General features: G+C 37.6%; 15 protein-coding genes, 1 tRNA gene and 1 other RNA gene. 13 read left to right on the forward strand and 4 right to left on the reverse strand.

The window, feature by feature from the left end; all coding sequences use genetic code 11:
• Positions 1–16: 16 nt before the first annotated feature.
• The 7 genes from copZ (at position 17) to ACEVFT_RS14650 (ending at position 6614) form a co-directional block, all read left to right on the forward strand.
• Positions 17–223, forward strand: coding sequence for a copper chaperone CopZ (gene copZ / locus ACEVFT_RS14620; RefSeq protein ID WP_004233974.1), 207 nt, complete (start codon positions 17–19; stop codon positions 221–223).
• 80 nt (positions 224–303) lie between these two features.
• Positions 304–2715, forward strand: a complete 2412-nt coding sequence (locus tag ACEVFT_RS14625; RefSeq protein WP_205446330.1) for a heavy metal translocating P-type ATPase — start codon at positions 304–306, stop codon at positions 2713–2715.
• Positions 2716–2912: 197 nt separating this feature from the next.
• On the forward strand, positions 2913–3548 hold the full coding sequence (locus ACEVFT_RS14630) for a deoxynucleoside kinase (protein ID WP_279381321.1): 636 nt from the start codon (positions 2913–2915) through the stop codon (positions 3546–3548).
• Positions 3548–4216, forward strand: a complete 669-nt coding sequence (locus tag ACEVFT_RS14635; RefSeq protein WP_048391003.1) for a deoxynucleoside kinase — start codon at positions 3548–3550, stop codon at positions 4214–4216. Before ACEVFT_RS14630 ends, ACEVFT_RS14635 begins: the two co-directional genes overlap by 1 nt.
• Before the next feature lie 88 nt (positions 4217–4304).
• The gene (locus ACEVFT_RS14640; protein ID WP_243456369.1) at positions 4305–4832 is read left to right on the forward strand and encodes an LOG family protein; all 528 of its coding nucleotides are present in this window, start codon (positions 4305–4307) and stop codon (positions 4830–4832) included.
• Between the two features lie 138 nt (positions 4833–4970).
• Complete coding sequence (locus tag ACEVFT_RS14645) at positions 4971–5879, forward strand: methyl-accepting chemotaxis protein (protein WP_205446332.1); 909 nt, start codon at positions 4971–4973, stop codon at positions 5877–5879.
• Between the two features lie 114 nt (positions 5880–5993).
• Positions 5994–6614 (forward strand): RraA family protein, encoded by a 621-nt coding sequence (locus tag ACEVFT_RS14650; RefSeq protein WP_393950532.1) that lies wholly within the window; start codon positions 5994–5996, stop codon positions 6612–6614.
• A 45-nt stretch (positions 6615–6659) separates the two neighbouring features.
• Here ACEVFT_RS14650 and ACEVFT_RS14655 read toward each other — a convergent pair whose 3' ends face one another.
• The 4 genes from ACEVFT_RS14655 to ACEVFT_RS14670 all read right to left on the reverse strand — a co-directional run bounded on the left by ACEVFT_RS14655 (position 6660) and on the right by ACEVFT_RS14670 (position 10384).
• A complete protein-coding gene (locus ACEVFT_RS14655; RefSeq protein ID WP_205446334.1) occupies positions 6660–7934 on the reverse strand; it encodes a cation:dicarboxylate symporter family transporter in 1275 nt (424 codons plus the stop codon).
• Between the two features lie 92 nt (positions 7935–8026).
• Complete coding sequence (locus ACEVFT_RS14660) at positions 8027–8905, reverse strand: response regulator (RefSeq protein WP_205446335.1); 879 nt, start codon at positions 8903–8905, stop codon at positions 8027–8029.
• A complete protein-coding gene (locus tag ACEVFT_RS14665; RefSeq protein WP_205446336.1) occupies positions 8906–10165 on the reverse strand; it encodes a sensor histidine kinase in 1260 nt (419 codons plus the stop codon).
• Between the two features lie 126 nt (positions 10166–10291).
• Positions 10292–10384, reverse strand: a tRNA-Ser gene (locus ACEVFT_RS14670).
• A gap of 168 nt (positions 10385–10552) precedes the next feature.
• Here ACEVFT_RS14670 and ffs point away from each other — a divergent pair.
• The 6 genes from ffs to ACEVFT_RS14700 all read left to right on the forward strand — a co-directional run bounded on the left by ffs (position 10553) and on the right by ACEVFT_RS14700 (position 14266).
• An RNA gene (ffs, locus tag ACEVFT_RS14675) (signal recognition particle sRNA large type) lies at positions 10553–10820 on the forward strand.
• A gap of 140 nt (positions 10821–10960) precedes the next feature.
• Positions 10961–12745 (forward strand): DNA polymerase III subunit gamma/tau, encoded by a 1785-nt coding sequence (gene dnaX, locus ACEVFT_RS14680; protein WP_393950533.1) that lies wholly within the window; start codon positions 10961–10963, stop codon positions 12743–12745.
• A 21-nt stretch (positions 12746–12766) separates the two neighbouring features.
• Complete coding sequence (locus ACEVFT_RS14685; protein ID WP_257962315.1) at positions 12767–13081, forward strand: YbaB/EbfC family nucleoid-associated protein; 315 nt, start codon at positions 12767–12769, stop codon at positions 13079–13081.
• 11 nt (positions 13082–13092) lie between these two features.
• On the forward strand, positions 13093–13689 hold the full coding sequence (recR, locus tag ACEVFT_RS14690) for a recombination mediator RecR (RefSeq protein WP_205446338.1): 597 nt from the start codon (positions 13093–13095) through the stop codon (positions 13687–13689).
• Positions 13690–13702: 13 nt separating this feature from the next.
• Positions 13703–13918: a YaaL family protein gene (locus tag ACEVFT_RS14695; protein WP_004233954.1), complete on the forward strand. Its 216-nt coding sequence runs from the start codon at positions 13703–13705 to the stop codon at positions 13916–13918.
• A gap of 75 nt (positions 13919–13993) precedes the next feature.
• Positions 13994–14266 carry a pro-sigmaK processing inhibitor BofA family protein gene (locus ACEVFT_RS14700; protein WP_205446339.1) on the forward strand — a complete coding sequence of 91 codons (273 nt, stop codon included), beginning with the start codon at positions 13994–13996 and terminating at the stop codon, positions 14264–14266.
• Positions 14267–14486: the final 220 nt, after the last annotated feature.

A 14486-nucleotide genomic window follows, 5' to 3' on the forward strand; every position in this document is an offset into this window, starting at 1 on the left:
AAGGAGAGAATTTATTATGCAAAACGTAACATTAAACGTACAAGGAATGTCATGTGGTCATTGTGTAAATGCTGTGGAAAAAAGTGTTGGCGCTTTAGCTGGTGTTGAACAAGTTAAAGTTAATTTAGCAGATGGCTTAGTGGATATTGCATTTGATGATGCACAAGTATCACTTGACCAAATTAAAGAAACAATTGATGATCAAGGATATGACGTAAAGTAAAATTGTAGAGTGCTCCTGTAGCACTCTCTTATTTTCAAATATATATACCCCCTGTTGGTATAAGGAGAGGTGAACAGTAAATGAGTTCTGCTAGTAAAGAAGCTAATTTGCAAATTACAGGTATGACATGTGCAGCCTGTGCCACTCGTATTGAAAAAGGTTTAAATAAAATGGATGGTGTAGAACAAGCAACGGTAAATTTAGCACTTGAAAAATCGTCTATTAAATACGACCCAGCAAAGCTAAATGAAGCAGATTTTGAAAAGAAAATAGAAGCACTTGGCTATGGTGTTGTTAAACAAAAAACTGAACTTGATATTACAGGTATGACATGTGCAGCTTGTGCGACTCGCATTGAAAAAGGCTTAAATAAGCTAAGCGGTATTTCTTCTGCTAATGTCAACTTAGCACTGGAAAAAGCGATGATCGAATTTAATCCATCAGAAGTGTCCATCGCAGATATCATTGCAAAGGTAGAAAAGTTGGGCTATGGGGCTCATCAAAAGGCAGATGAGCAGGAAACAGTGGATCATCGCGAAAAAGCTATCAAACAGCAACAACATAAATTTATTTTATCGGCTATACTTTCTTTACCACTGCTTTGGACGATGGTTGGCCATTTTTCCTTTACGTCATTTTTATATGTTCCAGAATTTCTAATGAATCCATGGGTCCAAATGGTATTGGCTACTCCTGTGCAATTTATTATTGGTAAGCAATTTTATGTAGGGGCATATAAAGCATTACGCAATGGTAGTGCAAATATGGATGTGCTTGTTGTCATGGGGACATCAGCCGCCTATTTCTATAGTGTCTATCAAGCGATTGTAACGATAGGATCACACCATGGTCCACATCTTTATTTTGAAACGAGTGCTGTTTTAATTACGTTAATTTTATTGGGTAAATTGTTTGAGGCAAAAGCAAAAGGACGCTCATCTGAAGCCATAAAAAAACTAATGGGACTTCAAGCTAAGACTGCTATTGTTGTACGTGACGGTGTAGAAAAAGAGGTTCCTTTAGAAGAAGTTATCATTGGCGATGTTATTCTAGTGAAGCCAGGGGAAAAGATTCCTGTCGATGGTGAAGTAATAGAGGGAACAACAGCTGTTGATGAATCGATGTTAACAGGTGAGAGTCTACCCGTTGATAAAAAACAAGGTGATCCATTATTTGGCTCAACCATTAATAAAAATGGTTTTATTAAAATGACTGCAACAAAGGTTGGCCGTGATACAGCATTAGCACAAATCATTAAAGTGGTTGAAGATGCTCAAGGATCAAAAGCGCCAATACAGCGTTTAGCAGATCAGATTTCGGGGATTTTCGTACCAATCGTTGTTGGTATAGCCATTGTAACCTTTTTAATTTGGATTATTTGGGTTAGCCCTGGAGAATTTACACCTGCTTTAGAGGTTTTAATCGCAGTACTTGTTATTGCTTGCCCATGTGCTCTAGGGTTAGCAACACCAACTTCAATAATGGCAGGCTCAGGACGTGCAGCTGAGTTTGGTATTTTATTTAAAGGTGGAGAACATTTAGAGCAAACACAAAGCATTGATACTGTCGTTGTAGATAAAACAGGTACAGTGACACACGGAAAACCTGAGCTTACGGATGTTCTCTTAGCGTCAGAGCAAGATGAGGTGCGCTTTTTATCCCTAATAGGCGCAGCAGAGAAGCAGTCAGAGCATCCACTAGCAGAAGCCATTGTACAGGGCATAGAAAAACGAGGCATAGCTTTAGGGGATGTTCAATTCTTCGAGGCAATACCTGGTTATGGCGTGCAGGCAACTGTCTCAGGTCAAGGTGTTGTCATTGGCACACGTAAATTAATGCAACAATATGGAATAAGTATTACTGATATTTTACCAACAATGGAGCAACTAGAACGAAACGGTAAGACAGCCATGTTAGCAGCCATCAATGGGCAATATGCAGGTTTAGTAGCTGTGGCTGATACCGTGAAAGATACATCAAAAGAAGCTATTCGTCGTTTACAGGATATGGGTATTACGGTCATCATGATGACTGGTGATAACGAGCGTACTGCTCAAGCCATTGGAACAGAGGTAGGCGTGAATCATGTTATTGCAGAAGTCTTACCAGAAGGTAAAGCTGATGAAGTGAAAAAACTTCAAGCCCAAGGGAAAAAAGTAGCGATGGTTGGTGATGGCATTAATGACGCACCTGCCTTAGCAACAGCGAATATTGGGATGGCAATTGGTACAGGGACAGATGTGGCAATGGAAGCTGCAGATATTACGCTTATTCGTGGAGATTTAAATAGTATCGCGGATGCCATTCTAATGAGTAGAAAAACAATGCGTAATATTAAACAAAATCTATTTTGGGCATTTGCTTATAATACATTAGGTATTCCAATTGCTGCACTCGGTCTGCTTGCTCCATGGGTTGCAGGCGCAGCGATGGCTTTTAGTTCGGTATCAGTAGTATTAAATGCACTTCGTTTACAACGAGTGAAATTATAGGCATGTGAAAGGCATGGAGAAGTATATTCTCAATGCCTTTTTTTCTATGTCATCAGGAGAAAAATACCACAGGTAAATTTACTAGAACAATAGGTTGATTCTGTTTTTCATTTTCTTACTATGATAAAATGAAAGGCACTGATTCATTTATGTAGGACACAATGATCGAATCCATAGAACAAAAGGAGGAGCTTCTGGTGACGGTTCCATTTGTTACGGTAGAAGGTCCGATTGGTGTTGGTAAAACCTCTTTATCGAAAGAGATAGCAGCGACATTTAATTACCATCTATTAAAAGAAATTGTAGACGAAAACCCTTTTTTAAATAAGTTTTATGAAAACATTGAGGAGTGGAGTTTCCAAACGGAAATGTTCTTCCTTTGTAATCGCTATAAGCAATTAACCGATATTAAAAAATTTCGTTTAGCACATGCCAAACCTGTTGTAGCAGACTATCATATTTTTAAAAATTTAATATTTGCGAAGCGTACATTGGCACCAACTGAGTACGAGAAGTATGAGGAAATCTATAGAATTCTAACGAAAGACATGCCTGTTCCAAATGTAGTGGTTTATTTACATGCCAGCGTTGATACATTAATGAAGCGTATCGCCATGCGGGGACGAGAATTTGAAAAGATGATTTCACGAGATTATATGGAGCAGCTTGTGGCCGACTATCATTCTTTTATCGAGCATTTTGAGAGCATGCATCCAGAAATTCCAGTTATTCGATTTAATGGAGATCAGCTTGATTTTGTAAAAAATCCAAACGATTTAAATTATGTTTTAAAAATAATTAAAGAGACGTTACAACAAAGGAGTTTGCAATAATGAATTTAAGAGAGAAGTACGATATTCCACCACAAACTGTTATTACGATTGCTGGTACTGTTGGGGTAGGAAAATCGACGATGACAAAGGCATTAGCAGAAGCGTTGAACTTTCGTACATCGTTCGAGAAAGTAGACACAAATCCATACCTTGATAAATTTTATGAGGACTTTGAAAAATGGAGCTTTCATTTACAGGTCTACTTTTTAGCAGAACGTTTTAAAGAACAGAAGCGTATTTTTGAATATGGTGGAGGATTTGTACAAGATCGTTCTATTTACGAAGATACTGGCATTTTTGCTAAGATGCACTATGATAAAGGAACGATGAGTCCAACAGATTATGAGACTTATACGAATTTGTTTGATGCTATGGTGATGACACCATATTTCCCCCATCCAGATTTACTTGTCTATCTTGAAGGACCTATTGATGCAGTTATTGGTCGAATTCAAGAACGTGGACGTACAATGGAGCAACAAACACCGAATGATTATTGGATAGAAATGCATGAACGCTACGAAAATTGGATAAATAATTTTAATTCTTGTCCAGTTCTACGTTTAGATATTAATGATTATGATTTATTAAAAAATCCTGATGCCATTGAAGCAATTGTGAGCCGCATCAGTCATATGCTAAAACAAACAAGCCATTTACGAAAATAAAATAAAATAAATGACCAAAAAACGTGAGACAATATATAGCCGATTGTTTCACGTTTTTTGAATAGGAGGGATTATTATAAGAATCGCAGTGTATTGCGGATCTGGTTTAGGTAAAAGTCCTATTTATGCGGAGAAAGCAGCTGAGCTTGGTACAGCACTGGCAAAAAACGGTCACGGAGTTGTCTATGGTGGTTCTAAAACAGGGCTAATGGGGAAGGTAGCCGATGCTGTTTTAGCAGCGGGTGGAGAAGTGATTGGTGTGATGCCAACTCATTTACAAAAGCGTGAATTGGCTCATGCCTCATTAACAGAGATTCATATTGTAGACTCTATGCATATTCGTAAAGCTAAGATGGCCGAGTTGGCCGATGCTTTTATTGCTCTTCCAGGCGGCGCAGGGACTTTAGATGAATATTTTGAGGTATTTACCTGGGCTCAGATTGGACTTCATACAAAGCCTGTCATTTTATATAATGTCCATGGATTCTATGATGCGCTGCTACAGCATTTTAAAATAATGCTAGAGGAGGGCTTTATACGTGCTGAGCAAAAGAAATTCTTACGTGTAGCGGCTACCTCTGAAGGGATTTTACGTTTATTAAAAAAACATGGATGAACATTCTCCATGTTTTTTATCTTGATGCAGCGGGTGCTCTAACATCCGCTGCAATTACAAAGAGGCATAATTGATGTAATATAAAAGTAAAATAATTAAATTTTAAGTAAAAAATTAGTAATGGATGGGGTGTTGTTTATGCATAGTGTAGATGCTCAAGTAACCGATGATTTAGTAGTACAAGCCATTGAACGCAATATAGCCATTATCCGCTTCGATATGGACAGAAGAGTTGCATATGTCAATGAACTATTTGCTCAAACATTAGGCTATACAGTCAAGGAAATGCTAGGAAAAAATCATAAAGACTTTTGCTTGCCTGATTTCGTGAATAGTATGGAGTACGATAAATTTTGGCGCAATCTAACGGCAGGAAACAGCTATCAGGACAAAATAGAAAGAATTGATGCTAGGGGTAATATCATTTGGCTGGAAGCGACATATATGCCTGTCTTCGCAAATAATACAAGAAAAGTAATAGGTGTTTCCAAAATAGCTACCAATATTACTGAACGACAACATGAGATCGTTAGTGTTGCGGACAAGTTGAAGGGCATGTCTAATAAGCTTTACCAGCGTTCAGAAGCGGGTATTCAAAATAGCCAAGATCTACTAGAAACCATTAAAGTGGTTTCTAAGGAATCAAATGAAAATGTAAGTAATCTTGTACAGCTTCAAAAACAAGCAGATTCTATTAAAGGAATTGTAAAGACTATACAGGAGATTGCCTCACAAACTAATTTATTAGCCTTAAATGCAGCTATTGAAGCAGCTAGGGCTGGAGAATATGGTAGAGGTTTTGATGTAGTGGCTAAAGAGGTACGAAAACTTTCTGTAAGAGTTGAACAATCCATTTCGGAAGTGAAGGATAATGTGGAGGGCATTGAGCGAGAAATTGGTCAGGTGACAGACAGTATTACAAAAATAGCTGAAAAAATAGATAAAACAAATGAGCAAATTACTGTCACAGCAAATGACTTTAGTGAAATAGCATCAGCCGCTGAAGCATTAGATGAGCACTCAAAGCAGTTTATTGAAATTATTTAATTCTAAAATGACTATTATTATAATTACTAATAGTTTCCGAGATATATTGAAATAGTATATGTTTTTTATTTACAATAATAGTGTAAGTCATCAATCATAATAGGGGTGTTATGTATGACAAAAGTGGAAGTAAGCTTTCAGCATTTACCAACAACAGCTATTTCAGATGCGACAGGTGGGCATACCAATTTGCGAAGTGATATTAAGCCATTAGCAGACCATTTTAAAATTGCTGGGCGAGCTATAACTGTACGTTTACCAGATGGTGAAAATGGCGCCGTATTGGAAGCGATTAGGGCGGCAACTGAAGGGGATATTTTAGTCATTGATGCAAAGGGAAATACCAACCGAGCTGTGGCTGGAGATTTTGTGATCTCCTTAGCAAAAGGGTTAGGTGTACAAGGTTTTGTTGTGGATGGCGTAATCCGCGATATTGCAGCAATTCGTGAATTAAATTTCCCTGTATTCTCGTTAGGCACTACTGTAGCAGCAGGCAATAAAAACGGCGGTGGACAAGTAAATGTGCCGATCGCCATTGGGGGAGTAACGGTTCATCCTGGTGATTATATTATTGGGGATGTGGATGGTGTGATTGTTGTGCCACAGCAAGATGCTGAAAAAATTGTTGCAGCAGCAGAGGCTAAACTTGAAAAAGATGAAAAACGTGCACAAGAAGCACATGCCAATGGGAAAGAATCGATTATCGCTTATTTAGATAAAGTATTAGCAAAATAAAAAAACCCTCACGATGCCATCCAACATCGTGAGGATTTTTTTAAATTACGCTAGATTTTCATTATCATTAAAGTAATTTTTCATCTTTTCTCGATCGAAACGGCCTTCCCATTTAGCCATTACTAATGAAGCTAATGAGTTACCAATTACGTTAACGACTGTACGTCCCATATCAAGGATACGGTCAATACCAGCAATAAAGGCTAGTCCCTCAAGTGGAATACCTACAGTACCTAAGGTTGCTAGAAGTACTACGAATGATACCCCTGGAACACCTGCAATACCTTTAGATGTAACCATTAATACAAGCATTAACGTAATTTGTTCACCAATACTTAGGTGAATACCGTACATTTGTGCAATAAATAATGCAGCAATGGCTTGATATAGTGTTGACCCATCTAAGTTAAAGGAGTAACCGGTCGGTATAACAAAAGATACAATATCCTTTGGCGCCCCTAATTTCTCCATTTTCATCATAATACGTGGTAATACAGCTTCAGAACTTGCTGTTGAGAAGGCTAAAATTAGCTCATCTTTTAACACTTTAATTAAATAGAAGATGCTGATTCCTGCGAATTTTGCCACAAGTCCAAGAACGACAAAGATGAAGAACAGCATTGTTGCATAAACAAGAATAGCCAATTTGGCAAGTGGAACCAGTGAAGCAAACCCATATTTGGAAACGGTTACACCAATTAAACCAAATACCCCTAATGGAGCGAATTTCATTACGAGGTTAGTTACCCAGAACATAGCATCTGCTACCCCTTGGAAGAAGTCTAAGACTGGTTTCCCTCGATCACCTACTGCAGCAACCCCTAAACCGAAAATAACGGAGAAGAAGATAATCGCTAGCATATTACCTTCAGCCATTGACTGAATAATATTTGTTGGGACGATGCCTACAATGATATCAAATGGCCCTTCATGCTGTACTTCCTCAGTTGTTGATACATACTTCGAAATATCCCCTTGAGATAATTCATTCATGTTAAGTCCTGCACCAGGTTGGAAAATGTTTGCGGAAAGTAATCCAACAACGATTGCAACGGTTGTAATAATCTCAAAGTAAATTATAGATTTACCGCCTAATCGTCCAAGTTGCTTCATATCTCCAGTACCAGCAACACCAACGATTAATGTCGAAATAATAATCGGTACAACAATCATCTTAATAAGATGTAAAAATATATCCCCTAATGGTTGTAAATATGTCTCGATTTTGGGGTTTCCGTAAAAGATACCACCAACAACGATCCCTAAAATCAAACCGATTAAAATTTGAGCGGCTAAACTGATTTTAAATTTCTTTTTCAAATCCTTTGTACCTCCCTTAATATTAAATTTTTAGGACATGCCTTACTTTAATAATACGGAGGACTTATGGAATCCGACAAAATCCGAGAAAATTAATTTATTTTTGTTAAAATGTCTGAATATAACACTTGAATAAACTTCTTAATATTTACCTTTGCTTTACGATTATCGTGATCTTCAATCTGTGTCATGAGCTGACGAATTTCTTTAAAATCAAAGTAGCGAGGGGCATAGTACTCGAATTCTGAGTTTGTGTAATCGACAACCCCTAAATTAGCGAGGTTAATCATGGCAGCTAATATTGTTCGACGCACACGTTGCTCGATGGCTTTACTCTCTTTTAAAATTTCATCTGGTGTAGCCTTGGTCACAGCAGCAATTTCTTCATAAAGCTCTTTTAATGGAGGAAGGGGTGCAATCTTGTGCTGGTGAGCAAGTAATGTTTCTATAATGGCAATGATATCTTCGCTACCAATTTCCCCGACAATCCCCATATCATTCAAAATAGATTGAATATGGTCTCGTGATGTAGCTTTATGAGCCTTTTGTTCACTTAACTCAATGTTTGTAAGAGATTGACGTATCACTAATAGTGAGTTTTTGAGTCGAAATTGTTCAGTTGTTTTTTTCAAAACATTTTCGACTTCAATACGATTGATTGGTTTATGAATGAAGAAATCAATTCCTTGCTCATAAGCTTCGCCAACCATTTCTTTATTCACTACCTGTGAAATCATAATAAATTGTCCCTCGAAACGATTTTGCATAAGTTGTTCTACAGTTGCTATACCATCAAGCTTAGGCATCAGTAAATCAATTAGCACAAACTCTGGCTGCGTCATTAAAATTTGTGGAATGGCATCCTCACCATTGCGAGCCTCACCAATAACTGTACCTAACCCGCTATCTTCAATAATTTGTTTTAACATAACACGACTTGCACGATCATCGTCTACAATAAAATACCTCATTTAAGTCTCTCCCGTTTGAATAGTTTGCGTAGGAATTATGATTTTAAACGTTGTGTATTGATTGTTTGATTCAACGGTTATTGAGCCTTTTAATTTTTCTACTAGTTCAGCAACGTGTGAAAGCCCAATGCCAGTTGCCGCTACACCATCAACATTGAATTTAGTGGTGTACCCAGGTTCAAAAATAACAGAAATATCTGCTTGTGAAATCCCTTGTCCATTATCACATACTGTTATTACAGTATTATCTTCTTGGCGCTCAATAGCAATAGAAATGATCCCTTGTTCTTCAATAGCCTCAACAGCATTGGCTGATAAATTATTTAATAGAGCAAGGAGTGCAATATGATCTTTTGTTTGAAAATCGAAGTCTATACATGTATTAAATTGTATCTCCTTACCGAGTAATTCTGCATATTTCCTATTACCTTCTTCAATATAATGCAATAATTCAGATAATACAAAAGGGCCAAAGCTCTTTTCACCAACAATCTTTGAAATACCGGCATATATACGTTGAGAATCCTTTTTCACTTCATGGATTTCCTGGGCAATATGAAGTGCTTGTAAACTTTCTGCTCGATAACCTAGAGTTTTTAACTGCCGATATAATTCATAACCACTAGCCGTAATTGTTTCAATATGGTTCATTGATTTTTTTAAATAGAGGGTCTCAACATAGAGGTCAGATCCAATATTTAGCATTTCTTGTACCCGTTTTTTTTGTTCAGCTATCAAAATAGAGCTGTAGATCCCTACTACAAAAAAGCTTCGTAATAATGCTACCGCTAATAGGATCAAGAGGTCGTGAAGAAATAAAAAAGTATACGTTTGGACAAAGAAGCGGAAAATTTGTTCAGCTAAATTACTAATGACCTCACTAAAGGCAACGAGTAAACCAAGTTTTAGTGGTTTTTCTCTGTATTGTTGAATATCTAAAATTTGCAGGCATAGTGCAAACAATACATAAAATAAACCTGCTGGTAAATGGTTAAATATACTCTCAGAAATCGGAACATCATGTAATGTGGAATTAAAAACACGAAAAATAGTTGTCACAATACTTGTAGCAACGCCAGCCAAAATAATAGGTGTAGGTTTAATTAATGTACATAAAAAGAAGACAATTGTTCCTAAACCAAAACGGAAAGTTGTATTAGCAAAAGGCATAATTTTAATTTCACTACCAATTGCGGTCATAACAGCAATAATGAAAATCCAAGTAAGGGAAGCACGCGTCATAAGTAATTTCGATTGCAATTCAACAACCTCCCATCATTGATATAATAAAAAATACCACAACCGAGGCGGAAGTGGTATCTAACAAGTCATACATACAATTTAGGCAAAAAAAAACGGCTACATTTGTAGTCGGAAATTTAAAACTGGAGGAGGTAGAGGGATTCGAACCCCCGCGCGGTGTTACCCGCCTGTCGGTTTTCAAGACCGATCCCTTCAGCCAGACTTGGGTATACCTCCATGTTATATTGCTTTGCTGTCTTATCGACAAAAATAAATTTATCATAACTAGAAACGAGCGTCAATATATTTTTTGAAAAAATTTATATTGTTTAAATCATGACTTGGAAATAAATAATTTGTGCATTAAGTTGCAATTTATACAAACAGTCAGTATACTAGTTATTGCCGTGCTAGGTGGGAAGGTAGCGGTGTCCTGTAACTCGCAATCCGCTCTAGCGAGACTGAATTCCTTTTTCGAGGCTGTCCGTATTGTTTGGTCTGCCTTTTGCACGTAGTGTTGACGATTGGGTCCTGCGCAATGGATACCCATGAACCATGTCAGGTCCGGAAGGAAGCAGCATTAAGTGGTCTTATTCATGTGCCGCGGGGTTGCCTAATCTGAGCTAACGACAAGAGTAACGCTTATGTGCGGCTGTCAAGGAAAGGTGCACGGCATTAAATTGCCAATTCAAAGCATCCGTCTATTATAGGCGGATGCTTTTTTATTTTAATTTAGCAACTTCGTTTTCTATATAATGCAGCAAATGCTATAATAAATCTATTCAATTAAATGGAGAAGGAGAGAGGAAAATAGTGACGTATCAAGCATTTTATCGTGTGTATCGACCGCAATCTTTTCGAGAAATGTCTGGCCAAGCACATGTCAAAAGAACGCTACAAAATGCTCTCCTAGCAAATAAAACAACACATGCGTATTTATTTTCTGGACCTCGTGGTACTGGGAAAACAAGTACGGCTAAAATCTTTGCAAAGGCCTTAAATTGTGAACATGCACCATCGAAAGAACCGTGTAATGAATGTGCTACGTGCATAAGTATTACAGATGGTTCACATCCAGATGTCATTGAATTTGATGCAGCCTCGAATTCACGTGTTGAAGAGATTAGGGATATCATAGAAAAGGTTCGTTTTGCTCCTGCAAGCAGTAGATACAAAGTGTATATCATTGACGAAGTGCATATGCTTTCTACAAGTGCTTTTAACGCTCTTTTGAAAACATTGGAAGAACCACCTCCCCATGCTGTGTTTATTTTAGCGACAACAGAGCCTCATAAATTGCCTGCAACGATTATTTCTCGTTGTCAGCGCTTTGATTTTAAACGACTTTCTACTAATGATATTATTGAACGGATGAAGGTTGTTTTAGAAGATATTGATTTACCATATGAAGACCAAGGTTTAAAGGTAATTGCACAATCTGCCGCAGGGGGAATGCGTGATGCTTTGAGCTTATTGGACCAAGTTGTGTCTTTTAGTGGGGAAAAATTAAAACTTGAGGATACGTTGCTAGTTACAGGTTCAATTAGTCAGGATATTTTTTATGAATTGGCTGAGGCACTCAAAGTGAAAGATGTTGCGCAAATGCTTACACTTTTAGAGCAACTTATAGCTGACGGTAAGGATCCATTGCGTCTCTCAGAGGATTTAATTACATTTTTCCGTGATTTGTTATTACTTCAAACAAGTGATGATTTAGCTGAACTTTTAGAGCTTGTGTCCCCTGAGGAACGCGTATTTACTTTAGCACACGATTTTGCACCAGATATGCTTTATGGCTATATTGATATACTCGCAAAAACACAGCAGGAAATGCGCTTCTCTCACCATACGAAAATTTATTTAGAGACGGCTTTGCTTAAAATGGTACAGTTTTCGGGAGGAGTAATCCATCAATCAGTGGCCACAAACGAAACGGTGCAAAGTCCTGAGCTCACTCAAAAGATTATAGCTCTAGAGCAGATGGTTCAGCAATTATCCTTACAACTGCAAACAGGGGCACCTGTTCAAGCGTCGACAGCACAAAAAGAGCAAAAGCCGAGAGCTAAAAGTCCGAATGGTTATAAAGCGCCGACGGGTCGTATTCAGGAAGTGCTGAAAGACGCTACTAAGCAAGATGTGCAACGTATCAAGTCCATTTGGGCACAAGCTTTAAGTCAACTGCAAAAATCTCAATCTGCTCTTTTAGCAGAAGCCGAACCTGTTGCGGCATCTTCAAGTGCTTTTGTGTTAAAATTCAAGTATGATATTCATTGTCAGATGGTTGCCGACAACCAGTCTTTAAAGGCTCACTTTACACAATTAATGGCAGGGCAAACTGGTACAATGTACGAGATGCTATGCATACCTGAAGAATCATGGCTGAAAATGCGTGAAGAGTTTATTCGTGATCATGGTTTACAGCAAAAGAAAACGCAGACTGTATCAGAGCATGGTGAGGAATTATTAGAGCCACCACCGGCAGAAATGCCAGAAGAACCATTTATCGATGATGCCCAACCTCTCGCTTCACAAGATCCACTTGTGACAGAGGCTGAAAAGCTCTTTGGTAAAGATTTTGTTGAAATTATTGAAGATTAAATTTTTAGGAGGAAAACATTTATGCGTGGAATGGGAAATATGCAAGGTATGATGAAAAAGATGCAAAAAATGCAAAAGGAAATGATGGAGGCTCAAGAAGCTTTAAATGCTGAGCAATTTGAAGGTGTTGCAGGCGGCGGTATGGTGAAAGTAACAGTTTCTGGTCAGCGTGAAGTAGTTTCAGTAGATCTTGATGAATCTGTAGTAGACCCTGAAGACATCGAAATGTTACAAGACCTAATTGTTATTGCAACAAATGAAGCGTTGAAAAAGGTAGAAGAAAAAACAAACTCAACTATGGGTAAATTCACTCAAGGCTTAAACCTTCCATTCTAGGAGGTATTCATATGTACTACCCAGAACCAATATCTAAATTGATCGATAGTTTTATGAAATTGCCAGGTATCGGGCCGAAAACTGCGGCTCGTCTGGCGTTTTTTGTGTTATCAATGAAGGAAGACGATGTATTATCTTTCTCTAAAGCACTGATTGATGCTAAACGAAACCTAAGCTACTGTTCTGTTTGTGGCAATATAACGGATGTAGATCCATGTCACATTTGTACAGATAAGCAGCGAGATCATTCTGTTATTTGTGTTGTGCAAGATACAAAAGATGTGATCGCAATGGAAAAAATGCGCGACTACAATGGTATGTACCATGTACTTCAGGGGGCTATTTCGCCAATGGATGGTATCGGTCCAGAAGATATTAATGTTGCTTCTTTGTTAGTGCGCTTGCAAGATGAAAGTGTCCAAGAGCTTATTTTAGCTACGAATTCAACAATTGAGGGTGAGGCAACCGCTATGTACATTTCTCGCCTAGTCAAACCGTCAGGTATTCGTACGACCCGTATTGCGCATGGATTACCAGTAGGTGGAGATCTAGAATACGCAGATGAGGTTACGCTATCTAAGGCAATGGAAGGCCGACGCGAGTTATGAGTGAGGGATTAATATGTTCTTCCGTAGTAAAGGGAAACTAAAAAAAGAATTCGATGATAAGCTTGTGAATCTGATTAAAGAAACAAAAGAGGATTTACAGCAGGCGAAGATAATAGAAGAATTAATGGATGATTATGATCTAGGTGTGATTGCTCAACGCAAAACTGCAGAAAGTATTCATTTCTATTTGTTTAAGGAAGCTAGAATTCGTAAGGTATTAATAAAATAGTTCTTTTTAAAATATTCATAGAAGCAAAACAGGAAACATAAACTTTCATAATTATTTAATTGAGGGGGCAACTATATGTCTTGGTTAGTAATTATGAGTATTTGTATTCCTGTTGGGCTTCTTTTTCTTTATGTAATAATAAGACATGCTAAACTGGGTAAAATCTTAGAAGGATTATCGGTATTTTGGTTTAGATTTGCATTTGCTTTTCTATTATTATTCGTAATTCATTTAGGTATTGGTTATATAGGATATAATGTGCCAATCAATCTGTTTTCTGTCTTAACAATCGCTGTCTTAGGTATTCCAGGTGTATTAGGAATAACAGCTTTAATATTTTTTTTATAAAAGGCTTGCATTATAAAAAGATTCTGGTATAGTTATAGAAGTCGCTAATACAACCGATTGAAACGAAAAAATAATTTAAAAATTATTGTTGACACAATGTATAGCGCATGGTATTATATAAGAGTTGCTGCTGAAACAACGGCAAACAAATGAACTTTGAAAACTGAACAAGCAAAACGTAATCAATAAAGTTTTAAGTAGCTAGCTTCGGCGAGTGAAC

Origin of the sequence: Lysinibacillus sp. PWR01 (assembly GCF_043359455.1) — a bacterium.
GTDB classification, from domain to species: Bacteria; Bacillota; Bacilli; order Bacillales_A; family Planococcaceae; genus Lysinibacillus; species Lysinibacillus fusiformis_F.